23 protein-coding genes are annotated in these 20,590 nt (G+C 61.3%); 11 read left to right on the forward strand and 12 right to left on the reverse strand.

The features are described from left to right. Nucleotides 1-12: 12 nt before the first annotated feature. The 9 genes from rapZ to ABVN20_RS18020 all read right to left on the reverse strand — a co-directional run bounded on the left by rapZ (nucleotide 13) and on the right by ABVN20_RS18020 (nucleotide 6,749). The gene (gene rapZ / locus ABVN20_RS17980; protein ID WP_368557048.1) at nucleotides 13-870 is read right to left on the reverse strand and encodes an RNase adapter RapZ; all 858 of its coding nucleotides are present in this window, start codon (nucleotides 868-870) and stop codon (nucleotides 13-15) included. A gap of 2 nt (nucleotides 871-872) precedes the next feature. After that, nucleotides 873-1,337 carry a PTS IIA-like nitrogen regulatory protein PtsN gene (gene ptsN / locus ABVN20_RS17985; RefSeq protein ID WP_368557049.1) on the reverse strand — a complete coding sequence of 155 codons (465 nt, stop codon included), beginning with the start codon at nucleotides 1,335-1,337 and terminating at the stop codon, nucleotides 873-875. 12 nt (nucleotides 1,338-1,349) lie between these two features. After that, the gene (gene raiA / locus ABVN20_RS17990) at nucleotides 1,350-1,658 is read right to left on the reverse strand and encodes a ribosome-associated translation inhibitor RaiA (protein ID WP_368557050.1); all 309 of its coding nucleotides are present in this window, start codon (nucleotides 1,656-1,658) and stop codon (nucleotides 1,350-1,352) included. Nucleotides 1,659-1,733: 75 nt separating this feature from the next. Then, entirely contained in the window at nucleotides 1,734-3,227 is a 1,494-nt protein-coding gene (locus tag ABVN20_RS17995; RefSeq protein ID WP_368557051.1) for an RNA polymerase factor sigma-54, read from the reverse strand. 182 nt (nucleotides 3,228-3,409) lie between these two features. Next, on the reverse strand, nucleotides 3,410-4,135 hold the full coding sequence (lptB, locus tag ABVN20_RS18000; RefSeq protein ID WP_192309675.1) for an LPS export ABC transporter ATP-binding protein: 726 nt from the start codon (nucleotides 4,133-4,135) through the stop codon (nucleotides 3,410-3,412). Next, nucleotides 4,136-4,684: a lipopolysaccharide transport periplasmic protein LptA gene (lptA, locus tag ABVN20_RS18005; RefSeq protein WP_368557052.1), complete on the reverse strand. Its 549-nt coding sequence runs from the start codon at nucleotides 4,682-4,684 to the stop codon at nucleotides 4,136-4,138. It abuts the gene before it with no gap. Beyond that, entirely contained in the window at nucleotides 4,671-5,243 is a 573-nt protein-coding gene (lptC, locus tag ABVN20_RS18010) for an LPS export ABC transporter periplasmic protein LptC (RefSeq protein ID WP_368557053.1), read from the reverse strand. The genes lptA and lptC overlap by 14 nt, the downstream gene beginning before the upstream one ends. Before the next feature lie 7 nt (nucleotides 5,244-5,250). Further along, nucleotides 5,251-5,775 carry a KdsC family phosphatase gene (locus ABVN20_RS18015; RefSeq protein ID WP_368557054.1) on the reverse strand — a complete coding sequence of 175 codons (525 nt, stop codon included), beginning with the start codon at nucleotides 5,773-5,775 and terminating at the stop codon, nucleotides 5,251-5,253. Further along, nucleotides 5,775-6,749, reverse strand: coding sequence for a KpsF/GutQ family sugar-phosphate isomerase (locus tag ABVN20_RS18020; RefSeq protein ID WP_368557055.1), 975 nt, complete (start codon nucleotides 6,747-6,749; stop codon nucleotides 5,775-5,777). The genes ABVN20_RS18015 and ABVN20_RS18020 overlap by 1 nt, the downstream gene beginning before the upstream one ends. A gap of 275 nt (nucleotides 6,750-7,024) precedes the next feature. On the opposite strand from ABVN20_RS18020, the gene ABVN20_RS18025 reads away from it, so the two are divergent. The 10 genes from ABVN20_RS18025 to hisC all read left to right on the forward strand — a co-directional run bounded on the left by ABVN20_RS18025 (nucleotide 7,025) and on the right by hisC (nucleotide 14,975). Then, entirely contained in the window at nucleotides 7,025-7,834 is an 810-nt protein-coding gene (locus ABVN20_RS18025; protein WP_368557056.1) for an ATP-binding cassette domain-containing protein, read from the forward strand. Next, nucleotides 7,834-8,631: a lipid asymmetry maintenance ABC transporter permease subunit MlaE gene (gene mlaE, locus ABVN20_RS18030; protein ID WP_368557057.1), complete on the forward strand. Its 798-nt coding sequence runs from the start codon at nucleotides 7,834-7,836 to the stop codon at nucleotides 8,629-8,631. The genes ABVN20_RS18025 and mlaE overlap by 1 nt, the downstream gene beginning before the upstream one ends. Continuing rightward, complete coding sequence (gene mlaD / locus ABVN20_RS18035; RefSeq protein ID WP_368557058.1) at nucleotides 8,631-9,098, forward strand: outer membrane lipid asymmetry maintenance protein MlaD; 468 nt, start codon at nucleotides 8,631-8,633, stop codon at nucleotides 9,096-9,098. The genes mlaE and mlaD overlap by 1 nt, the downstream gene beginning before the upstream one ends. 11 nt (nucleotides 9,099-9,109) lie before the next feature. Beyond that, on the forward strand, nucleotides 9,110-9,751 hold the full coding sequence (locus tag ABVN20_RS18040) for a phospholipid-binding protein MlaC (protein ID WP_368557059.1): 642 nt from the start codon (nucleotides 9,110-9,112) through the stop codon (nucleotides 9,749-9,751). After that, nucleotides 9,748-10,053 carry a lipid asymmetry maintenance protein MlaB gene (locus ABVN20_RS18045; protein ID WP_368557060.1) on the forward strand — a complete coding sequence of 102 codons (306 nt, stop codon included), beginning with the start codon at nucleotides 9,748-9,750 and terminating at the stop codon, nucleotides 10,051-10,053. Before ABVN20_RS18040 ends, ABVN20_RS18045 begins: the two co-directional genes overlap by 4 nt. A gap of 114 nt (nucleotides 10,054-10,167) precedes the next feature. Then, a complete protein-coding gene (locus ABVN20_RS18050; protein ID WP_368557061.1) occupies nucleotides 10,168-10,407 on the forward strand; it encodes a BolA family protein in 240 nt (79 codons plus the stop codon). A 22-nt stretch (nucleotides 10,408-10,429) separates the two neighbouring features. Then, nucleotides 10,430-11,695 carry a UDP-N-acetylglucosamine 1-carboxyvinyltransferase gene (murA, locus tag ABVN20_RS18055; RefSeq protein WP_368557062.1) on the forward strand — a complete coding sequence of 422 codons (1,266 nt, stop codon included), beginning with the start codon at nucleotides 10,430-10,432 and terminating at the stop codon, nucleotides 11,693-11,695. Nucleotides 11,696-11,821: 126 nt separating this feature from the next. After that, nucleotides 11,822-12,457, forward strand: coding sequence for an ATP phosphoribosyltransferase (gene hisG, locus ABVN20_RS18060; RefSeq protein ID WP_368557063.1), 636 nt, complete (start codon nucleotides 11,822-11,824; stop codon nucleotides 12,455-12,457). Between the two features lie 125 nt (nucleotides 12,458-12,582). Continuing rightward, nucleotides 12,583-13,920 (forward strand): histidinol dehydrogenase, encoded by a 1,338-nt coding sequence (gene hisD / locus ABVN20_RS18065; RefSeq protein WP_368557064.1) that lies wholly within the window; start codon nucleotides 12,583-12,585, stop codon nucleotides 13,918-13,920. Between the two features lie 2 nt (nucleotides 13,921-13,922). Beyond that, entirely contained in the window at nucleotides 13,923-14,975 is a 1,053-nt protein-coding gene (hisC, locus tag ABVN20_RS18070; protein ID WP_368557065.1) for a histidinol-phosphate transaminase, read from the forward strand. A 117-nt stretch (nucleotides 14,976-15,092) separates the two neighbouring features. On the opposite strand, the gene ABVN20_RS18075 is transcribed toward hisC, so the two are convergent. From ABVN20_RS18075 to algW, 3 genes are all read right to left on the reverse strand, one after another. Continuing rightward, nucleotides 15,093-15,812, reverse strand: coding sequence for a DUF4198 domain-containing protein (locus ABVN20_RS18075; RefSeq protein WP_368557066.1), 720 nt, complete (start codon nucleotides 15,810-15,812; stop codon nucleotides 15,093-15,095). Nucleotides 15,813-15,824: 12 nt separating this feature from the next. Next, on the reverse strand, nucleotides 15,825-17,930 hold the full coding sequence (locus ABVN20_RS18080) for a TonB-dependent siderophore receptor (protein ID WP_368557067.1): 2,106 nt from the start codon (nucleotides 17,928-17,930) through the stop codon (nucleotides 15,825-15,827). A gap of 87 nt (nucleotides 17,931-18,017) precedes the next feature. Further along, nucleotides 18,018-19,178, reverse strand: a complete 1,161-nt coding sequence (algW, locus tag ABVN20_RS18085; RefSeq protein WP_368557068.1) for a Do family serine endopeptidase AlgW — start codon at nucleotides 19,176-19,178, stop codon at nucleotides 18,018-18,020. Between the two features lie 102 nt (nucleotides 19,179-19,280). Here algW and ABVN20_RS18090 point away from each other — a divergent pair, with 102 nt between their 5' ends. Further along, a complete protein-coding gene (locus tag ABVN20_RS18090; protein ID WP_368557069.1) occupies nucleotides 19,281-20,039 on the forward strand; it encodes a Nif3-like dinuclear metal center hexameric protein in 759 nt (252 codons plus the stop codon). Nucleotides 20,040-20,590: the final 551 nt, after the last annotated feature.

Below are 20,590 nucleotides of genomic sequence, written 5' to 3' on the forward strand. Positions count from 1 at the left end.
GATGTGAATCCTTTAGGTGAGGTCGCGGTGGCGGACCTGGACATTCTTCAGGGATTTTTGCAGGACCTGACCCAGGCGCTCGGTCAGGTAGACGGAGCGGTGGTGCCCGCCCGTGCAGCCAATGGCAATGGTGACATAGGCGCGGTTGCTGGCGGCGAAGCGGGGCAGCCATTTGAGCAGGTAGGAGGAAATGTCCTGGAACATCTCCTCGACATCCGGCTGGGCGGCCAGGTATTCGGCAACGGGTTGATCGAGGCCGGATTGCTCGCGTAGCTCCGGCTTCCAGTAAGGGTTGGGCAGGCACCGCACGTCGAACACCAGGTCGGCGTCCACCGGCATGCCACGCTTGAACCCGAACGACTCCACCAGGAACGCCGTACCGGGCTCCGGCTGGTTCAGCAGGCGCAGCTTGATGGTGTCGCGCAACTGGTACAGGTTCAGACTGGTGGTGTTGACCTTGAGGTCGGCGAGGTCGGCGATCGGCCCCAGCAGATTGGTCTCGTCGTTGATCGCCTCGGCCAGCGAGCGATTGGCGCTGCTCAGCGGGTGGCGGCGACGGGTTTCCGAAAAACGCTTGAGCAAGGTCTCTTCGTCGGCATCCAGGTACAGGACATCGCACTGGATGTGCCGGCTGCGGACTTCCTCGAGCAGTTCGGGAAAACGGGTCAGGTGGCTTGGCAGGTTGCGCGCGTCGATGGACACGGCCACCAGCGGTTGCGACAGTTCGGTATGGATCAGCGCGCGTTCGGCCAGTTCCGGCAGCAACCCGGCGGGCAGGTTGTCGATGCAGTAGTAACCGTTGTCCTCGAGCACGTCGAGCGCGGTACTTTTACCTGAGCCGGAGCGACCACTGACGATGATCAAGCGCATGATTAGTGCCCGTTTTGCTCGTCCAGGACAACCTGATACAAGGCTTCATTGCTCGCGGCGCTGCGCAGGCGATCACGGACTTCCTTGCGATCGAGCATGCTGGCGATCTGACGGAGCAATTCAAGGTGCGCATCGGTAGCGGCTTCCGGGACCAGCAGGACGAACAGCAGGTCCACCGGAGCGCCGTCGATGGCGTCGAAGTCGATGGGAGCATCCAGGTGCATCAGGGCACTGATGGGCGAGGTGCAACCCTTGAGTCGGCAGTGCGGGATGGCGATACCGTTGCCAAAACCGGTCGAGCCGAGTTTTTCACGGGCGATCAGCGCCTCGAAGACATCTTGCATCTCCAGATCGGGGACTTCCCGGGCGATCAGGTTGGCAATTTGTTCGAGGGCTTTCTTTTTGCTGCCACCCGGCACGTTCACCAGGGAACGGCCGGGGGTCAGGATGCTTTCAAGTCGGATCATGGGTAGGGAGTGTTAACGACCGGTTGCGCCCTGGAGGAGGCTCTGGGTCTTTTCCTTATGCTTTTTGAGTTGTTTATCCAGCTTGTCGGTCAGTGCGTCGATGGCCGCGTACATGTCGGTATGTTCCGCGTTGGCGACCACTTCACCGCCAGGAATATGCAGGGTGGCTTCGATTTTCTGTTTGAGCTTTTCGACGGTCATCGTGACCTGGACATTGGTGATCTTGTCGAAGTGTCGCTCCAGCCGATCGAGTTTTTCGCCGATGTAGGTGCGAAGAGGTTCGGTCACTTCCAGTTGGTGTCCACTGATGTTGACTTGCATACAGCTTCTCCTTCGTTGCCAGTGCATAAAGCGGCAGGCACTGATTACCTGCCACTGGAACGCTGTGGCGTGGCTCTACATCAACCGCTTGCGTTCGCTCGAAGGCGCGATCCCGAGGGATTCGCGGTACTTGGCGACGGTGCGGCGAGCCACCTGAATGCCTTGTGCCTCCAGTAAACCAGCGATCTTGCTGTCACTCAACGGCTTTTTCTGATTTTCCGCGGCAACCAGTTTTTTGATGATCGCGCGGATCGCCGTGGACGAGCATTCGCCGCCTTCGGAGGTGCTGACGTGGCTGGAGAAAAAGTATTTCAGTTCATAAATGCCCCGTGGGGTGTGCATGAACTTCTGGGTGGTCACCCGGGAAATCGTCGATTCGTGCATGCCCACCGCCTCGGCGATGTCGTGCAGGACCAGCGGTTTCATCGCTTCGTCGCCGTACTCCAGAAAACCGCGCTGATGCTCGACGATCTGGGTGGCAACTTTCATCAGGGTTTCGTTGCGGCTCTGCAGGCTCTTGATGAACCAGCGGGCTTCCTGCAACTGATTGCGCATGAAGGTGTTGTCGGCGCTGGTATCGGCGCGGCGGACAAAACCGGCGTACTGGGCGTTGACCCGCAGCCGTGGCACGGACTCCTGGTTGAGCTCCACCAGCCAGCGCTCGTTGTCCTTGCGCACGATCACGTCGGGCACGACGTACTCGGCTTCGGTGGACTCGATCTGCGAGCCCGGACGCGGGTTGAGGCTCTGGACCAGCTCGATGACCTGGCGCAGTTCATCTTCCTTGAGCTTCATGCGGCGCATCAGTTGGCTGTAGTCGCGGCTGCCGAGCAGGTCGATGTAGTCGGTGACCAGGCGCTTGGCCTCGGCCAGCCAGGGCGTCTTGGCGGGCAGCTGGCGCAATTGCAGCAGCAGGCATTCGCCAAGGTTGCGGGCGGCGATGCCAGCCGGTTCGAATTGCTGGATGCGGTGCAGGACGGCTTCGATTTCGTCCAGTTCGATATCCAGTTCCGGATCGAAGGCTTCGAGGATTTCTTCGAGGGTTTCGTCCAGGTAGCCCTGATTGTTGATGCAGTCGATCAGGGTCACGGCGATCAGGCGATCGGTGTCGGACATCGGCGCCAGGTTGAGTTGCCACAGCAGGTGGCTTTGCAGGCTTTCGCCGGCCGATGTGCGGGTGGTGAAGTCCCACTCGTCGTCATCGTTGCTCGGCAGGCTGCTGGCGCTGGTCTGGTAAACGTCTTCCCAGGCGGTGTCGACGGGCAGTTCGTTGGGAATGCGCTCGTTCCAGTCGCCTTCCTCGAGGTTGTCGACCGTCGGTGTGCTTTCCTGGTAGGAGGGTTCCTGAATCTCGCTGTTCGGCTTTTGTTCGACGTTGTCGGCCATCGGGTCGGAGTTGTCGAAGTCGTCGCCTTCCTCCTGGCGTTCGAGCATCGGATTGGACTCCAGGGCCTCCTGGATTTCCTGTTGCAGGTCCAGGGTCGACAATTGGAGCAGGCGGATGGCCTGTTGCAGCTGCGGTGTCATCGTCAGCTGCTGGCCCATTCTCAAGACTAGCGATGGTTTCATGGCAGGGGCTTAACACCTTTTTCCGGCGCACATGCGCCATCCACTACAGGGCGCCGGAGCGCCAAACATAAGCAAATTATATGCCCGAAACAGCAGCGTTTGCCTAGAGCGCTGTAACAATAAAAAAGTCTTGATTTTTCATCGTTACCAGCGCTCGACCGACCTGTCGGATACCTCGACGCTTACAGGCGGAACTCGTGGCCCAGATACACTTCCTTGACCAGATCGTTGGCCAGGATGGTGGCAGAGTCGCCCTCGGCGATCAGTTGGCCATCGTTGACGATATAGGCGGTTTCGCAGATGTCCAGGGTCTCACGGACGTTGTGGTCAGTGATCAGCACGCCAATGCCCTTGGCCTTGAGGTGATGGATGATCTGCTTGATGTCGCCGACGGAAATCGGGTCCACGCCGGCGAAAGGTTCGTCGAGGAGGATGAATTTCGGGCTGGTGGCCAGGGCGCGGGCGATTTCCACGCGGCGGCGTTCACCACCGGACAGGCTCATGCCGAGGTTGTCGCGGATGTGGCTGATGTGGAATTCCTGCAGCAGGCTTTCCAGTTCCTTGCGACGACCGGCCTTGTCGAGTTCCTTGCGGGTCTCGAGGATCGCCATGATGTTGTCGGCGACCGAGAGCTTGCGGAAAATCGAGGCTTCCTGCGGCAGGTAGCCGATACCGGCCTTGGCGCGACCGTGCATCGGCTGGTGGCTGACGTCCAGGTCGTCGATCAGCACGCGGCCCTGATCGGCCTGCACCAGGCCGACGATCATGTAGAAGCAGGTGGTCTTGCCGGCGCCGTTGGGGCCGAGCAGGCCGACGATCTGACCGCTGTCGATGGACAGGCTGACGTCGCGCACGACCTGGCGGCTCTTGTAGCTCTTGGCCAGATGCTGAGCTTTCAGAGTTGCCATTTACGGGGCCTTTTGCTCATCGGTTTTCTTTTTCGGCTGGATCACCATGTCGATACGCGGACGCGATTCGGTCACGTTGGCGCCTGTGGCGCGGCCGGCGGTAGCAAGCTTCTTGTTGGTGTCATAGACGATTTTCTCGCCCTGGGTCACGTTGCCGTCCTTGTCGATCACTTTGGCGCGGTCGATCAGGACGACGCGGTCCTGCTGGGCGTGGTACTGGATGGTGACGCCGTAGCCCTGCACCGGCTTGGTGTCGCCCGCCGTCTGCAGTTGTTCGAAGTAGGCGAGGTTGCCCACCGAGGTCACCACGTCGATGTCGCCGTTCGGAGCACGGGTCATGGTCACCTTGTTGCCGGTCACCTTCATCGAGCCCTGGGTGATGATCACGTCGCCGGTGTAGGTGGCAACGCCATTCTTGTCGTCCAGTTGGGCATCGTCGGCCTGGATACGGATAGGCTGCTGCTGATCGTTCGGCAGAGACCAGGCGCTCACGCTTCCCAGTGCTGCGCTCAGACCGAGCAAAATAGGGAGGGTTTTAACGAGCCTCATACTGTCCTCTTACGTTCGATAGCAGGTGAATCCTGCTGTCCTTCAAATAGGCTTTCATTCCTACGCCAGTCGATACGCCACCAGCGCCGTCGATTCTAACGGGTTGCTGGGTCTGCGCATATTGCTCCTGCGGGAACACCGTCATGCGAGTGGAGGTGATCAGGGTGTCGCGGTTCTTTTCGTCGGTGCGCTTGACGCGTACGTTGTCGATCAGCTCGACCTCGGTGCCGCCGGGGTTCACTTCGCCACGGTCACTGGTCACGTGCCAGGGGTAATCGGTGCCACGGTACATGTTCAGGTCGGGCTTGGTGACCAGCGTGATATCGGTGGCCTTGACGTGCTCGGCCTTGTCGGACGTCATCTCGTACTGCACGCGCCCGTCTTCAAGGTATTGCAGGGTGTGCGTGTTGGTCGCGTACCAGTCGATGGGACTGTCTTCGACCTTGGCCACCGGCTTGTCGAGAAAGCGTTCCGGGCTGATGTTCCAGTAGCCGACCGCAGCGAAGATCGCAGCGATGCAACCGAATATCAGCGTATTGCGAATTTTCTTGCTCAGCATAGTTGGCTCACAGGTACGCGGCGTTGGCCGCGTCGAGGCGGTCCTGGGCGCGCAGGATCAGTTCGCAGAATTCGCGAGCGGCACCTTCGCCACCACGGGCCTGGGTCACGCCGTGCGCGTGTTCACGGACAAAGCTGGCGGCATTGGCAACCGCGATGCCCAGGCCGACACGGCGGATCACCGGCAGGTCAGGCAGGTCGTCGCCCAGGTAGGCAACGTTTTCGTAACTCAGCTTGAGCTCGGCGAGCAGTCCGTCGAGCACCACCAGTTTATCTTCGCGCCCCTGGAAAACATGGGGAATGCCGAGGTTTTTCGCCCGACGTTCGACCACCGGGGTCTTGCGGCCACTGATGATGGCTGTCTGCACGCCGGCGGCCATCAGCATCTTGATGCCCTGGCCGTCGAGGGTACTGAATGCCTTGAATTCACTGCCATCCTCAAGGAAGTACAGGCGGCCGTCGGTCAGCACGCCATCGACATCGAAGACGGCCAGTTTGATCTGTTTGCCGCGTTGCAGCAGGTCCGCACTCATTACATTACTCCCGCACGCAGCAAGTCGTGCATGTTCAGGGCGCCGACCGGACGATCGTCACCGTCAACCACGACCAGGGCGCTGATTTTGTTGTCTTCCATGATTTTCAGGGCCTCGGCGGCGAGCATCTCGGCGCGGGCGGTCTTGCCGTGCGCCGTCATCACGGCGTCGATGGTCGTGTGGTGAACGTCGATCGACTTGTCCAGGGAGCGGCGCAGGTCACCGTCGGTGAAGATCCCGGCCAGCTTGCCGTCGGCTTCCAGGATGACGGTCATGCCCAGACCCTTGCGGGTCATTTCCATCAACGCATCCTTGAGCAGCGTGCCGCGCTGGACCTTGGGCAACTCGTCGCCGGCGTGCATGACGTTTTCCACTTTCAGCAGCAGGCGCCGGCCCAGTGCGCCACCCGGATGGGAGAACGCGAAGTCTTCGGCGGTGAAGCCACGGGCCTCGAGCAGGGCAACGGCCAGGGCGTCGCCCATGACCAGCGCGGCGGTGGTCGAGGACGTCGGCGCCAGGTTCAGCGGGCAGGCTTCGTGCTCGACATGCACGTTGAGATTGACTTCGGCAGCCTTGGCCAGCGGCGAGTCGGGGTTGCCGGTGACGCTGATCAGTTGAATGCCCAGGCGCTTGATCAGGGGCAGCAGGGTGACGATTTCATTGGTGGAACCGGAGTTCGACAGGGCCAGAATGATGTCGTCACGGGTGATCATGCCCATGTCACCGTGGCTGGCTTCAGCCGGGTGCACGAAAAACGCAGTGGTGCCGGTGCTGGCGAGTGTGGCGGCAATCTTGTTGCCGATGTGCCCCGATTTACCCATGCCGACCACAACCACGCGGCCTTTGCTGGCCAGAATCATCTCGCAAGCGCGTACGAAATCCGCGTCGATGTGGGGCAGCAAGCCTTGTACGGCTTCCATTTCGAGGCGGATGGTGCGTTGTGCCGATTGAATCAGGTCGCTGGATTGGCTCATGTCAGAAATCGTTTAGCCTGATGAAAAGGCGGCGATTATAGCGACAATGAGCGAAACCCTCACGCAAGTTCGTCACGCTTTGTCATTCCTTGTAACCGATTGCCTACATTTGACGTCAATTTTTCTACCCGGTGGTTGAACATGGCCGGCTTGGCGCTTGGGGGGCCGACCTTTGCAGTGATATAGTTCGCCGCCAGTTCGGCCCGCCCGGTAGGTTTGTGCTGTGGTCAGCAACACAGGCGTCCGAGTGAAAGGCTGCATCGCAAGGAGTTTAGATGAGTGCCGATAACGCCTACGCGGTCGAGCTGAAGGGACTGACCTTCAAGCGCGGTGCGCGCAGCATTTTCAATAACGTCGATATCCGCATTCCGCGCGGCAAGGTCACCGGCATCATGGGGCCTTCCGGGTGTGGCAAGACCACACTGTTGCGTTTGATGGGGGCCCAGTTGCGGCCGACCAAGGGCGAAGTCTGGGTCAACGGTCAGAACCTGCCGAAGTTGTCGCGCAGCGATCTGTTCGATGCACGCAAGCACATGGGTGTGCTGTTCCAGAGTGGCGCGCTGTTCACCGACCTCGATGTGTTCGAGAACGTCGCCTTTCCGCTACGGGTTCATACTGAGCTGCCGGAAGAAATGATCCGCGACATCGTGCTGCTCAAATTGCAGGCAGTCGGCCTGCGCGGCGCCATCGACCTGATGCCCGAGGAACTGTCCGGCGGCATGAAGCGTCGTGTCGCACTGGCCCGGGCGATTGCCCTGGACCCGCAGATCCTCATGTATGACGAACCGTTCGTTGGCCAGGACCCGATCGCCATGGGCGTGCTGGTGCGCCTGATCCGTCTGCTCAACGATGCCCTGGGCATCACCAGTATCGTGGTTTCCCACGACCTGGCCGAGACCGCGAGCATCGCCGACTACATCTATATCGTCGGTGAGGGCCAGGTCCTGGGGCAGGGCACGCCCGCAGAGTTGCTGAACTCGCAGGAGCCACGGATTCGCCAATTCATGACCGGCGAACCCGACGGCCCGGTCGCATACCACTTTCCAGCGACGGATTACCGCGCAGATCTTCTGGGGAAGCGTTGATGCGCAAGACTTCTCTCCTGGAACGCATTCGCCGTTTCGGCCACGCCGGCATCGACGTGCTGGCGGCGTTCGGTCGTTCGACCATTTTCCTGTTCCACGCCCTGCTGGGGCGCGGCGGCATTGGCGGCGGGTTCGGCCTGCTGGTCCGGCAGCTGCACTCGGTGGGTGTGATGTCCCTGGTGATCATCGTCGTCTCCGGGATATTCATCGGCATGGTGCTGGCGCTGCAAGGCTTCAACATCCTCTCCAGCTACGGTTCGGAGCAGGCGGTCGGGCAGATGGTCGCCCTGACCCTGCTGCGGGAACTGGGCCCGGTGGTCACGGCGTTGCTGTTCGCCGGTCGTGCCGGTTCGGCCCTGACGGCGGAAATCGGCAACATGAAATCCACCGAGCAGTTGTCCAGCCTGGAAATGATCGGTGTCGACCCGCTCAAGTACATCATCGCCCCGCGCCTGTGGGCCGGCTTCATTTCCCTGCCGGTGCTGGCGATGATTTTCAGCGTGGTGGGTATCTGGGGCGGTTCGTGGGTAGCCGTCGACTGGCTGGGTGTGTATGAAGGTTCCTATTGGTCCAACATGCAAAACAGCGTGACGTTCACCGACGATGTGCTCAACGGCATCATCAAAAGTGTCGTCTTTGCCTTTGTCGTGACCTGGATCGCCGTATTCCAAGGCTATGACTGCGAGCCCACATCCGAGGGGATCAGTCGTGCCACTACCAAGACCGTGGTGTATGCCTCGCTGGCTGTACTCGGCCTGGACTTTATTTTGACCGCCTTGATGTTTGGAGATTTCTGATGCAAAACCGCACCCTGGAAATCGGTGTCGGCCTTTTCCTGCTGGCTGGCATCCTGGCTTTGCTGCTGCTGGCCTTGCGGGTCAGTGGCCTGTCGCCGAGCCCGAGCACCGAAACCTATAAACTTTATGCGTATTTCGACAATATCGCCGGTTTGACGGTCAGAGCTAAAGTGACCATGGCCGGTGTGACCATCGGCAAGGTGACGGCAATTGATCTGGACCGCGACAGTTTCACCGGTCGGGTGACGATGCAGCTGGAAAAGCGCGTGGATAACCTGCCGGCTGACTCTACTGCATCTATTCTGACGGCTGGCCTGTTGGGCGAGAAGTACATCGGCATCAGCGTGGGTGGCGAAGAAGCCCTGCTCAAGGAGGGTGGGACCATTCATGACACCCAGTCGTCGCTGGTGCTCGAGGACCTGATCGGTAAATTCCTGCTCAATACCGTTAGCAAAGACGCTAAATGAGGAGCTTTTGAATGATTTCCACCTTACGACGCGGCCTGTTGGTATTACTCGCGGCCCTGCCGCTGATGGCACATGCGGTGGCGGCGCCTTCCGCGCACGATCTGGTCGAGGACACCACCAATCGCCTGTTGGCAGACCTGTCGGCCAACAAGGAAAAGTACAAGCAGGACCCGAACGACTTTTACGCGGCGCTGAATGAAATCGTCGGTCCGGTCGTGGACGCCGAAGGCATCTCCAAGAGCATCATGACGGTCAAGTACTCGCGCAAGGCTACGCCGGCGCAGATGAAGACCTTCGAGGAGAACTTCAAGCGCGGCCTGTTCCAGTTCTATGGCAACGCCCTGCTCGAGTACAACAACCAGGGGATCGTCGTCGATCCGCCCAAGGATGAGTCGGGCGAGCGCACCAGCGTTGGCATGACCGTCAAAGGCAACAATGGCGCGATCTATCCGGTGTCCTACACCCTGGAGAAGATCGGCGGCGAGTGGAAGCTGCGTAACGTGATCATCAACGGCATCAACATCGGCAAGCTGTTCCGCGATCAGTTCGCGGATGCGATGCAGCGCAATGGCAACGACCTGGACAAGACCATCAATGGTTGGGCCGGTGAAGTCGCCAAGGCCAAGCAAGCCAGCGAGAAGTCGCCGCAATGAGTGTGTCGGCGATTCGCATGACCGATTCCGGCGAGGTAATGCTCAGCGGCATGCTGGATTACCGCACCGGCCCCGGCCTGCGCAAGCAGGGCCGGGCGCTGATCAAGGCGAGCAAGGCCGCTGCCCTGGTGGTGGATTGCTCGGGCGTGCTGAAGTCCAGCAGTGTCGGCTTGTCGCTGTTGCTGTGTTTCATGCGTGACGCACAGGAAGCCGGCAAGACGCTGAGCATCCGTGCGATGCCCGAAGACATGCGTGAAATTGCCCAGGTCAGCGATCTGACCGAGCTTTTGACGCATCCCTAACAGCATCTATAAGGAAGCCCTCCGTCAGAGTCCTGTTTCGCGGGGTTCGCAGGCGCGGGGCTTTTTTGTATGATGTCCGACCCGCGCGCACTGGGCGCCCGATTGAGGTTGAGCATGCAGGCCGTAGAAGTTAAGAGCTTCCTTGAAGGAAAGCTGCCGAACGCGAAAGTGGAAGTTGAAGGCGAAGGCTGCAATTTCCAGCTGAACGTGATTAGCGATGAACTGGCGGCGTTGAGCCCGGTGAAGCGTCAGCAGCAGGTCTATGCCCATTTGAACCCGTGGATCACCGATGGCAGCATCCATGCGGTCACTATGAAATTTTTCAGCAGCGCGGCCTGGGCCGAGCGCACCTGAGCCCAAGGGCGTCGAGATTCTTATGGATAAATTGATTATTACCGGCGGCACTCGTCTTGATGGCGAAATCCGCATCTCCGGGGCAAAGAACTCTGCCCTGCCGATCCTGGCCGCCACTTTGCTGTGCGATGGCCCGGTCACGGTCGCCAACCTGCCGCACCTGCACGACATCACCACCATGATCGAGCTGTTCGGCCGCATGGGCATCGAGCCTGTGATCGACGAGAAGCTGGCGGTCGAAATCGACCCGCGCACCATCAAGACCCTGGTCGCTCCGTACGAACTGGTTAAAACCATGCGTGCGTCGATCCTGGTACTGGGCCCGATGGTCGCCCGTTTCGGTGAAGCCGAAGTCGCCTTGCCTGGCGGTTGCGCCATTGGCTCGCGTCCGGTGGACCTGCACATCCGCGGCCTGGAAGCCATGGGCGCGGTGATCGACGTCGAAGGCGGCTACATCAAGGCCAAGGCGCCTGAAGGTGGCCTGCGCGGTGCGCACTTCTTCTTCGACACCGTCAGTGTGACCGGTACCGAGAACATCATGATGGCCGCTGCCCTGGCCAAGGGCCGCAGCGTCCTGGCCAACGCCGCGCGCGAGCCGGAAGTGGTCGACCTGGCGAACTTCCTGAACGCCATGGGCGCCAAGGTTTCCGGCGCCGGCACCGACACCATCACCATTGATGGCGTCGAGCGCCTGCACACCACCACTTACAAAGTGATGCCCGACCGTATCGAGACCGGCACCTACCTGGTGGCCGCGGCAGTGACTGGCGGTCGTGTGAAGGTCAAGGACACCGATCCGACCATCCTCGAAGCCGTACTGGAAAAGCTCCGCGAAGCGGGTGCCGAAATCACCACCGGCGACGACTGGATCGAGCTGAACATGCATGGCAAGCGGCCTAAAGCCGTGAACGTGCGCACCGCTCCGTACCCGGCATTCCCGACCGACATGCAAGCGCAGTTCATCTCGCTCAACGCCATCGCCGAAGGCACTGGCGCGGTGATCGAGACGATCTTCGAAAACCGCTTCATGCACGTCTACGAACTGCACCGCATGGGCGCCAAGATCCAGGTCGAAGGCAACACCGCCATCGTCACCGGCACCGAGAAAGTCAAGGGCGCGCCAGTCATGGCCACCGACCTGCGTGCTTCGGCCAGCCTGGTGATCTCGGCGCTGATCGCCGAGGGCGATACCCTGATCGACCGCATCTACCACATTGACCGTGGTTATGAGTGCATCGAGGAAAAACTGCAGATGCTGGGCGCCAAGATCCGTCGCGTGCCGGGCTAGTACTGCTGCATGGGCATAAGGACATGCCCGTTGAATTGTTCCAGTCGAGGGTGGTTGCACCCTCGATCTGTGTCCGGCGCCGATTGTGACCGGGCATGAGTACCTTGATAAGGACTGACGTTTCCCATGTTGACCATCGCACTGTCCAAGGGCCGCATCCTTGACGACACCCTGCCGCTTCTGGCTGAAGCGGGCATCGTGCCGACCGAGAATCCGGACAAGAGCCGCAAGCTGATCATCCCCACGACCCAGGAAGATGTACGCCTGCTGATCGTGCGCGCCACCGATGTGCCGACCTACGTCGAACATGGTGCCGCTGACCTCGGCGTCGCCGGTAAAGATGTGCTGATGGAATACGGTGGCCAAGGCCTGTACGAGCCGCTGGACCTGAAGATTGCCCGTTGCAAGCTGATGACGGCCGGCAAGGTCGGTGCGGTGGAACCCAAGGGGCGCCTGCGGATCGCCACCAAGTTCGTCAACGTCGCCAAGCGCTACTACGCCGAGCAGGGTCGTCAGGTCGACATCATCAAGCTGTATGGCTCGATGGAGCTGGCCCCGCTGATCGGCCTGGCCGACAAGATCATCGACGTCGTCGACACCGGTAACACGCTGCGGGCCAACGGCCTGGAGCCACAGGAATTCATTGCCGAAATCAGCTCCCGGCTGATCGTCAACAAGGCTTCGATGAAAATGCAACACGCCCGGATCCAGGCGTTGATCGACACCCTGCGCAACGCAGTGGAGTCTCGACACCGCGGCTGATTCACCTGCGCGACCCGAGGTCGCGCCGTCTATCCGCCTCATAGCCAGAATTCTCAGGTGCCCAAGCGGATTAAACGTTAGCTTTGGGCGCCTGAGTTTTTCGCCAATCCTATGAGGCTCTCGCTATGACCGCACCGACTGCAATTCGCCGACTCAACGCTGCTGACCCGGATTTCGCGCATCATCTGGATCATCTGCTGAGCTGGGAAAGTGTGTCTGACGACTCGGTCAATCAGCGCGTGCTGGACATCATCAAGGCTGTACGCGAGCGTGGCGATGCGGCGCTGGTGGATTACACCCGCCAGTTCGACGGCCTGGACGTAGCGTCCATGGCTGACCTGATCCTGCCGCGCGAGCGCCTGGAACTGGCCCTGACCCGAATCACCGTGCCCCAGCGTGAAGCGCTGGAAAAGGCCGCAGCCCGGGTGCGCAGCTACCACGAAAAGCAAAAGCAGGACTCCTGGACCTACACCGAGGCCGACGGCACCGTCCTCGGCCAGAAGGTCACGCCGCTGGATCGCGCCGGCCTGTACGTGCCGGGCGGCAAGGCGTCGTACCCGTCTTCGGTGTTGATGAACGCGATTCCGGCCAAGGTCGCCGGCGTGGCTGAAGTGGTCATGGTGGTGCCGACCCCGCGCGGTGAAATCAACGAGCTGGTGCTGGCCGCGGCGTGCATCGCCGGGGTTGACCGCGTGTTCACCATCGGTGGTGCCCAGGCGGTTGCCGCGCTGGCCTACGGCACCGAAAGCGTGCCGCAAGTGGACAAGGTGGTCGGCCCTGGCAACATCTACGTAGCCACCGCCAAGCGCCACGTGTTCGGCCAGGTGGGCATCGACATGATCGCCGGCCCCTCGGAAATCCTCGTGGTGTGCGACGGCAAGACCGATCCGGACTGGATCGCCATGGACCTGTTCTCCCAGGCCGAGCACGACGAAGACGCCCAGGCGATCCTGGTCAGCCCGGACGCCGCGTTCCTCGATCAGGTGGCCGCGAGCATCGCCAAGCTGCTGCCGACCATGGACCGCGCCACCATCATCGAAACCTCGATCAATGGCCGCGGTGCCTTGATCCAGGTGCGGGACATGGAGCAGGCCATCGAAGTGGCCAACCGCATCGCGCCGGAGCACCTGGAGTTGTCGGTCGCCGACCCGCAGGCCTGGCTGCCGCAGATCCGCCACGCCGGCGCGATCTTCATGGGCCGTCACACCTCCGAAGCCCTGGGCGATTACTGCGCGGGCCCCAACCACGTATTGCCGACGTCGGGCACCGCGCGCTTTTCCTCGCCGCTGGGCGTGTACGACTTCCAGAAGCGCTCGTCGATCATCTTCTGCTCTCAGGATGGTGCCTCGGAGCTGGGCAAGACCGCTTCGGTGCTGGCCCGTGGCGAATCGCTGAGCGCCCACGCACGCAGCGCCGAATACCGCATTCTCGATAAAGACTTCGTACCAGGTCAGGGGAACTGAACATGAGTAAATTCTGGAGCCCGTTCGTCAAGGACCTGGTGCCTTACGTGCCGGGCGAGCAGCCGAAGCTGGCGAAACTGGTGAAGCTCAACACCAACGAAAACCCGTATGGTCCTTCGCCAAAAGCCCTGGCCGCGATGCAGACCGAACTGAACGACAACCTGCGCCTGTATCCGGACCCCAACAGCGATCTGTTGAAGAACGCCGTCGCTCGCTACTACGGCGTGAACAGCAACCAGGTGTTCCTCGGCAACGGTTCCGATGAAGTGCTGGCGCATGTTTTCCACGGTTTGTTGCAACACGACAAACCGCTGCTGTTCCCGGACATCAGCTACAGCTTCTACCCGGTGTATGCCGGGCTGTACGGCATCGCCTTCGATGCCGTGCCGCTGGACGCACAGTTCCAGATCGACCCGGCGGATTACGCCAGGCCGAACGGCGGGATCATCTTCCCCAACCCGAACGCCCCGACCGGTTGCCTGCTGGCGCTGGACGCGGTCGAGCAGATCCTCAAGGCCAACGCGGAATCGGTGGTGGTGGTCGACGAGGCCTACATCGACTTCGGTGGCGAAACCGCGATCAGCCTGGTGGACCGCTACCCGAACCTGCTGGTGACCCAGACCCTGTCCAAGTCCCGCTCCCTGGCCGGCCTGCGGGTGGGCCTGGCGGTGGGGCATCCGGACCTGATCGAGGCGTTGGAGCGGATCAAGAACAGCTTCAACTCCTACCCGCTGGATCGCCTGGCGAATGTTGGTGCTGCCGCCGCTTTCGACGATCGCGAATACTTCGACAAGACCTGCCGACTGGTCATCGAAAGTCGCGAATGGGTGACGGCGCAGCTACAGGCCAAAGGTTTTGAGGTGCTGCCATCGGCTGCGAACTTCATCTTCGCCCGTCACCCGCAACATGATGCGGCCGGGCTGGCGGCGAAGCTGCGTGAGCAGGGCGTGATCGTCCGTCACTTCAAGCAGGAGCGTATTGCGCAGTTCCTGCGGATCTCCATCGGTACGCCGGAGCAGAATCAGGCGTTGATCGAAGGCCTGGGCGACCTCTAAACGCTGACACCCCCCTGTAGGAGCGAGCTTGCTCGCGATGCCATTTTCAATTCAACATCAATGTTGGAGTCTGAATCGCATCGCGGGCAAGCCCGCTCCTACAGGGGCGCCGCTGATTTATTCGTGATGCGGCTCGCCAAGGAACGTCAGCGAGCTGAACAGCCCCCGGCTGCTGACATCGGCGCTGTCCTTCACCGGCACTTCCACCTGCGCCGCAATCACATTCAACCCTTCGTTACGCACCACCACCTGCGCGCGGCCGTCTTTGTCGGTTTCGCTGCTCAAGGTGCTCGGCGCGTTGCGATAGTCGCCGATCAACTTCACCCCGGCGGCCGGTTGGCCATCCACCAGCACCCGGACCGGTAGCGGATTGCCGGGGCCGACGGTCAGCGGATCGACTTCCGGCAAAATCAGCAGTTTGATCTGATCCAGTTTCGGCAACTTCGCCCCGGGCTGGTAAATCGCCAGGCTGTACTTGAAGGTCTGCGTCGACTCGATCGCCCCTGGTACCTTACTGCGCCCTTCGTTGATCCATTTTTTGTCCGCCGTCTGCGACCACATGCCGTTGTTCAGGGCTACCGCCATCACGGCCGGAGGTTTCAGCGGTTGCAGGCGAGCGTGATCGGCCAGGCGCTGGACCGTCACCGGGATCATCCTGCCGCTGGCGTCATAGGCCCAGGCGCCGCTGATTTTCTGCGCCTTGAAGGCGTTGTCTTCGGCGCCGTGGCCATAGACCACTTCGATGTTGCCGCGACGTTGTTCGGTCCACAGGCCGTGGGCCGAGACCTGGGTGGCGAACAGCAGACCGAGCACGGCCAGGGATTTGCGAGGGAGCATGGTGACGTCCTTTTACAGTTTGAGGGTCAGGCTGACGGTGAAGTTGCGCGGCTCGCCGGGGTTGACCCAGTAGTTGCTGTACGAGCGCTCGAAGTATTTCTCGTCGAAAACGTTGTTCAGGTTCAGGCCGACGGTGACGTTGTCGCCGGCCTTGTAGTGGGCCAGCAGGTCCACGGTGTGATACGCCGGCAGTTCGAAATCGCTACCGGCTTCACCCGAGCGGTCGCCGACATAGGTGAACGCAGCGCCAATGTCCGAACCGCGCAGGTGGCCGTCCTGGAACTCATAGACGCCCAGCAGGCTGCCACTGCGTTTGGCCACGCCGAGGATGCGGCTGCCGGTGGGGATCACCGCATCGCCCTGGGTCACTTCGGCGTCGATGTAGGCAAACGCGCCGATGAGGCGTACGGCGTCGGTCACTTGCCCGCTGACTTGCAGGTCGAAACCCCGGCTGCGGGCCTTGCCCATGGCGCGGCTGGTGTCGGTGCCCGGATCGAGGGCGAGGACGTTTTCCTTGTCGATGTGGAAGAAGGCGAGGGTGCTGCTCAGGCGGTCGTCGAACAGTTGGTTCTTGATCCCCACTTCATAGCCGACGCCTTCTTCCGGGTCGAAGGATTTGCCACTGGCGTCCAGTCCGTTGTTCGGTTTGAAAGAGGTCGAGGCGTTGGCGAACACGCCGGTCTGCGGGGTCAGTTGGTAGAGCAGGCCGGTGCGTTGGGTCAGGGCATCGTGGCGCTGGCGGCTGGTGGCCGCACGGCTGTGATCGTCGATGCGCTGGTCGAAATGCTCGAAGCGTGCGCCGATCATCCCGCGCAGTTTGTCGGTGAAGATGATCTGGTCCTGCAGGTTCAGCGCGTGGCTTTGGATGTGCTCGAAAAAGTCGGTTCCCGAGCGCGCGCCGTTGGGTGTGGGCTGGCCGTAGACCGGGTTGTAGATGTCGATAGGGTAGGCACCGCCAGCGACGGTGGTGACGCGCTCATCCTTGCGATAGTTCTCGTACTCGCTGCCGATCAGCAGTTCGTGCTGCCAACTGCCGAGGTCGAACAGACCGCGCAGTTCCAGTTGCGTGATGCTGTCATGCCAGGTGTTGTCACGTTCGCGGTAACGGCGGTTGACCGTGTGGCCATCGGCGTTCAGCGCACGCTGCTCGCTGGCGTTGCCCCACAGCTTGCCTTCCTTGTAATGGCTGGCCAGGCGCAACTTCCAACTGTCGTTCAGATGATGTTCGAGGGCGGCCTGGAGCATGTTGTTGTGGTTGTCGATGTCGCCATCGCCGGGCTCGCCGAGGAAGGTCGAACGCGAGACGCCGCTCCAGCGGTTGTTCGGCGCGACGATGCCGCGATCGAACGTCGAGCTGTGGCGGACGAATTCGCTTTCCACCAACAGGTGAGTGTCCGGGTTCAACTGCCAACTGAACGAGGGCGCGACGAACACCCGCTGGCTGCCGACGTGATCGCGAAAACTGTGGTTGTCTTCCACCGCGAGGTTGACCCGCGACAGCACATCGCCTTGTTCGTCGAGCGGGGTGTTGACGTCCAGCGCGGTGCGGTAGCGATCCCAACTGCCGGCGCTGGTTTGCAGGGTGGTGAAGGCTTCGGGCTGCGGTTTCTTGGTGACGATGTTCACCGTACCGCCCGGATCGCCTCGGCCGTAGAGACTGGCAGCCGGGCCCTTGAGCACTTCGATGCGTTCGATGTTGGCCACGTCCGGAGTGCTCGGGTAGCCGCGGTTGGCGCTGAAGCCGTCCTTGTAGAACTCCGAGGTGGTGAAGCCGCGCACGCTGTATTCGTAGAGCGTCAGGCCGCCGAAATCATTTTGTTTGGACACGCCGCCGGCAAAATCCAGGGCGCGTTCGACGCTGGTGCTGCCCAGGTCATCGAGCACTTTGGCCGGCACCACGCTGATGGCCTGCGGAATGTCGACGATGGCCGTGTCGGTTTTGGTGGCGCTGGAGGAGCGGGTGGCGCGATAGCCCTTGACCGGCCCGGTGGGGGATTCGTAGTCGGAAGTGACGCGGATGGCGTCGAGTTCCAGGCTTGGCGGTTCTTCGGCGAACGCGGGTTCGGCCAGCAATCCAAGGGTCAGGCCCAGCAGGGAGGCCCTTTTTCGAGACGACATGTTATGTTGTTCCAATTGCGAGAATTGAAATAATATAACATGCCTAATGAGAATTTCTTCCAGTAGCGTGTATGACTCGCGACTGGCTTAGTTCTCTTCTTTTTCTTTCATGGGCGCCGGCGGTGGACGCAAGCCGATTTCGGCGGTGAGCTTGAGCTCCTTGCCGTTGCGCATCACCTGGATGGTGACCTTGTCGGTCGGCTTGATCCGCGCCACCTGGTTCATCGAGCGACGGCCGTCACCGGCCGGTTCGCCGTCAATGGTCAGGATCACGTCGCCCAATTGCAGGCCGGCTTTTTGCGCCGGGCCGTCGCGGAAAATCCCGGCGACCACGATGCCCGGACGGCCCGACAGGCCAAACGACTCTGCCAGCTCCTGGGTCAGCGGCTGAACTTCGATCCCCAGCCAGCCACGAATCACCTGGCCGTGTTCGATGATCGACTTCATCACTTCCATCGCCAGTTTCACCGGAATGGCGAAGCCGATGCCCTGCGAGCCGCCGGACTTGGAGAAGATCGCCGTGTTGATGCCGGTCAGGTTGCCATTGGCATCCACCAGTGCACCGCCGGAGTTGCCCGGGTTGATCGCCGCGTCGGTCTGGATGAAGTCTTCGTAGTTGTTCAGGCCCAGTTGATTGCGGCCGGTGGCGCTGATGATGCCCATGGTCACGGTCTGGCCAACGCCGAACGGGTTGCCGATGGCCAGCGCGACGTCGCCGATGCGGATGTTGTCGGAGCGGCCGACGGTGATCGAAGGCAGGTTCTTCAGGTCGATCTTCAATACGGCGAGGTCCGTTTCCGGGTCGCTGCCGATCACGCGCGCCAGGGTTTCACGGCCATCCTTGAGGGCGACGACAATCTGGTCGGCGCCGCTGGTCACGTGGTTGTTGGTCAGCAAGTAGCCTTCCGGGCTCATGATCACGCCGGAGCCGAGGCTCGATTCCATGCGCCGCTGCTTGGGCGAGTTGTCGCCGAAGAAACGGCGGAACTGCGGGTCCTCGAACAACGGGTGATTCGGTTTGTTGACGACCTTGGTGGTGTACAGGTTGACCACCGACGGTGCGGCGATGGTCACGGCGTCGGCGTAGGACACCGGGCCCTGTTGCACGGCGGTGGTTTGCGGGGCTTGCTGCAGGTTGACGTCGAGGCTCGGCAGGCCGACCCACTCCGGGTAACGCTGGATAATCAACAGAGCGATAAGCACGCCAGCCAACAACGGCCAGCCGGAAAAACGCAGCGCCTTGAGCATTAAGCACGTCCTGAGAGTTTGCAGGCGGCATGAGACCGCCGATAATGTCGCGCATTATACGAGGCCGCGCGCGCCTCTGAACGGGATATTTAGGAGTCTTTTATGGCCGTCGCCCTGAGCACACTCGTCGAAGAAGCCGACCGTTATCTGAACAGCGCCAGAATCGCCGATTATTGCCCCAACGGGTTACAGGTCGAAGGTCGCCCGCAGGTGATGCGCATCGTCAGTGGCGTCACCGCCAGCCAGGCGCTGCTGGACGCCGCCGTCGAGGCGCAGGCCGATCTGGTGCTGGTGCATCACGGTTATTTCTGGAAGGGCGAGAACCCGTGCATCACCGGCATGAAGCAGCGCCGCTTGAAAACCCTGCTCAAGCACGACATCAGCCTGCTGTCCTACCACCTGCCATTGGACCTGCATCCGGAGGTCGGCAATAACGTGCAGCTTGCTCGGCAGCTGGACATAACGGTCGAAGGGCCGCTCGATCCGGACAACCTGAAAGTGGTGGGGCTGGTGGGCTCCCTGAGCGAGCCGGCGACACCCCGGGACTTCGCTCGCCGTGTGCAGGAAGTCATGGGCCGTGAGCCGCTGTTGATCGAAGGCAGCGAGATGATTCGTCGGGTCGGCTGGTGCACCGGTGGCGGCCAGGGGTATATCGACCAGGCCGTGCTGGCCGGCGTCGACCTGTATCTCAGTGGCGAAGCGTCGGAGCAGACTTTCCACAGTGCTCGCGAAAACGGCATCAGCTTTATCGCCGCCGGGCACCATGCCACCGAGCGCTATGGGGTGCAGGCGCTGGGTGATTATCTGGCTCGTCGGTTTGCCCTTGAGCACATCTTTATTGATTGTCCGAATCCGATCTGACAGTCAGATCGCTTCAATTTCAATACTGTGGGAGCGAGCCTGCTCGCGATAGCGGTGTGTCAGGTGTTGATGCTGCTGGATGTGCCGGCCCTTTCGCGAGCAAGCCCGCTCCCACAGGTATGGTGGTGTTCGTGTGGGAGCGAGCTTGCCCGCGATGGCGGCCTTCCGGTGTACATATCCATTTCTGCGGGAACGGCCGCTTTTTGGTTCCGCCTTTACGGCGGGTGACTTTGGGCGCCAAAGTCACCAAAACGCTCGGCCCCTGACGTACGGCCCTTCGCTGGCGCTCAGGGTTCCCTCGCTCCGGTCCTGCTCCGTGGGCGCGCCGCCATCGGCCATCCTTGGCCGAGGGCGGCTAACCCGGCATCCATGCCGGGTTGCCCACTGCGCAGAACCTCCACTCGGCCTTCCGACGGGGCAATCTGCGGCGCCTATGAGATCGCTGTTCTGTTTCTGTAGGAGCGAGCATGCTCGCGATGGCGGTAGGTCAGGCGCTGATGATGCTGGATGTGGCGGCCCTATCGCGAGCAAGCTCGCTCCTACAGGAATTG

This window comes from Pseudomonas sp. MYb118 (assembly GCF_040947875.1).
In the GTDB taxonomy this organism is placed as follows: Bacteria; Pseudomonadota; Gammaproteobacteria; order Pseudomonadales; family Pseudomonadaceae; genus Aquipseudomonas.

Coding starts and splice junctions, on each gene's coding strand:
- rapZ (WP_368557048.1), bottom strand. CDS start 870: ATGCGCTTGATCATCGTCAGTGGTCGCTCCGGCTCAGGTAAAAGTACC.
- ABVN20_RS18020 (WP_368557055.1), bottom strand. CDS start 6,749: ATGAGCCAATCCAGCGACCTGATTCAATCGGCACAACGCACCATCCGC.
- ABVN20_RS18080 (WP_368557067.1), bottom strand. CDS start 17,930: ATGTCGTCTCGAAAAAGGGCCTCCCTGCTGGGCCTGACCCTTGGATTG.
- ABVN20_RS18075 (WP_368557066.1), bottom strand. CDS start 15,812: ATGCTCCCTCGCAAATCCCTGGCCGTGCTCGGTCTGCTGTTCGCCACC.
- ptsN (WP_368557049.1), bottom strand. CDS start 1,337: ATGATCCGACTTGAAAGCATCCTGACCCCCGGCCGTTCCCTGGTGAAC.
- hisC (WP_368557065.1), top strand. CDS start 13,923: ATGAGTAAATTCTGGAGCCCGTTCGTCAAGGACCTGGTGCCTTACGTG.
- hisG (WP_368557063.1), top strand. CDS start 11,822: ATGTTGACCATCGCACTGTCCAAGGGCCGCATCCTTGACGACACCCTG.
- mlaE (WP_368557057.1), top strand. CDS start 7,834: ATGCGCAAGACTTCTCTCCTGGAACGCATTCGCCGTTTCGGCCACGCC.
- raiA (WP_368557050.1), bottom strand. CDS start 1,658: ATGCAAGTCAACATCAGTGGACACCAACTGGAAGTGACCGAACCTCTT.
- algW (WP_368557068.1), bottom strand. CDS start 19,178: ATGCTCAAGGCGCTGCGTTTTTCCGGCTGGCCGTTGTTGGCTGGCGTG.
- ABVN20_RS18045 (WP_368557060.1), top strand. CDS start 9,748: ATGAGTGTGTCGGCGATTCGCATGACCGATTCCGGCGAGGTAATGCTC.
- ABVN20_RS18050 (WP_368557061.1), top strand. CDS start 10,168: ATGCAGGCCGTAGAAGTTAAGAGCTTCCTTGAAGGAAAGCTGCCGAAC.
- ABVN20_RS18090 (WP_368557069.1), top strand. CDS start 19,281: ATGGCCGTCGCCCTGAGCACACTCGTCGAAGAAGCCGACCGTTATCTG.
- ABVN20_RS17995 (WP_368557051.1), bottom strand. CDS start 3,227: ATGAAACCATCGCTAGTCTTGAGAATGGGCCAGCAGCTGACGATGACA.
- ABVN20_RS18025 (WP_368557056.1), top strand. CDS start 7,025: ATGAGTGCCGATAACGCCTACGCGGTCGAGCTGAAGGGACTGACCTTC.
- murA (WP_368557062.1), top strand. CDS start 10,430: ATGGATAAATTGATTATTACCGGCGGCACTCGTCTTGATGGCGAAATC.
- lptC (WP_368557053.1), bottom strand. CDS start 5,243: ATGCTGAGCAAGAAAATTCGCAATACGCTGATATTCGGTTGCATCGCT.
- ABVN20_RS18015 (WP_368557054.1), bottom strand. CDS start 5,775: ATGAGTGCGGACCTGCTGCAACGCGGCAAACAGATCAAACTGGCCGTC.
- hisD (WP_368557064.1), top strand. CDS start 12,583: ATGACCGCACCGACTGCAATTCGCCGACTCAACGCTGCTGACCCGGAT.
- mlaD (WP_368557058.1), top strand. CDS start 8,631: ATGCAAAACCGCACCCTGGAAATCGGTGTCGGCCTTTTCCTGCTGGCT.
- ABVN20_RS18040 (WP_368557059.1), top strand. CDS start 9,110: ATGATTTCCACCTTACGACGCGGCCTGTTGGTATTACTCGCGGCCCTG.
- lptA (WP_368557052.1), bottom strand. CDS start 4,684: ATGAGGCTCGTTAAAACCCTCCCTATTTTGCTCGGTCTGAGCGCAGCA.
- lptB (WP_192309675.1), bottom strand. CDS start 4,135: ATGGCAACTCTGAAAGCTCAGCATCTGGCCAAGAGCTACAAGAGCCGC.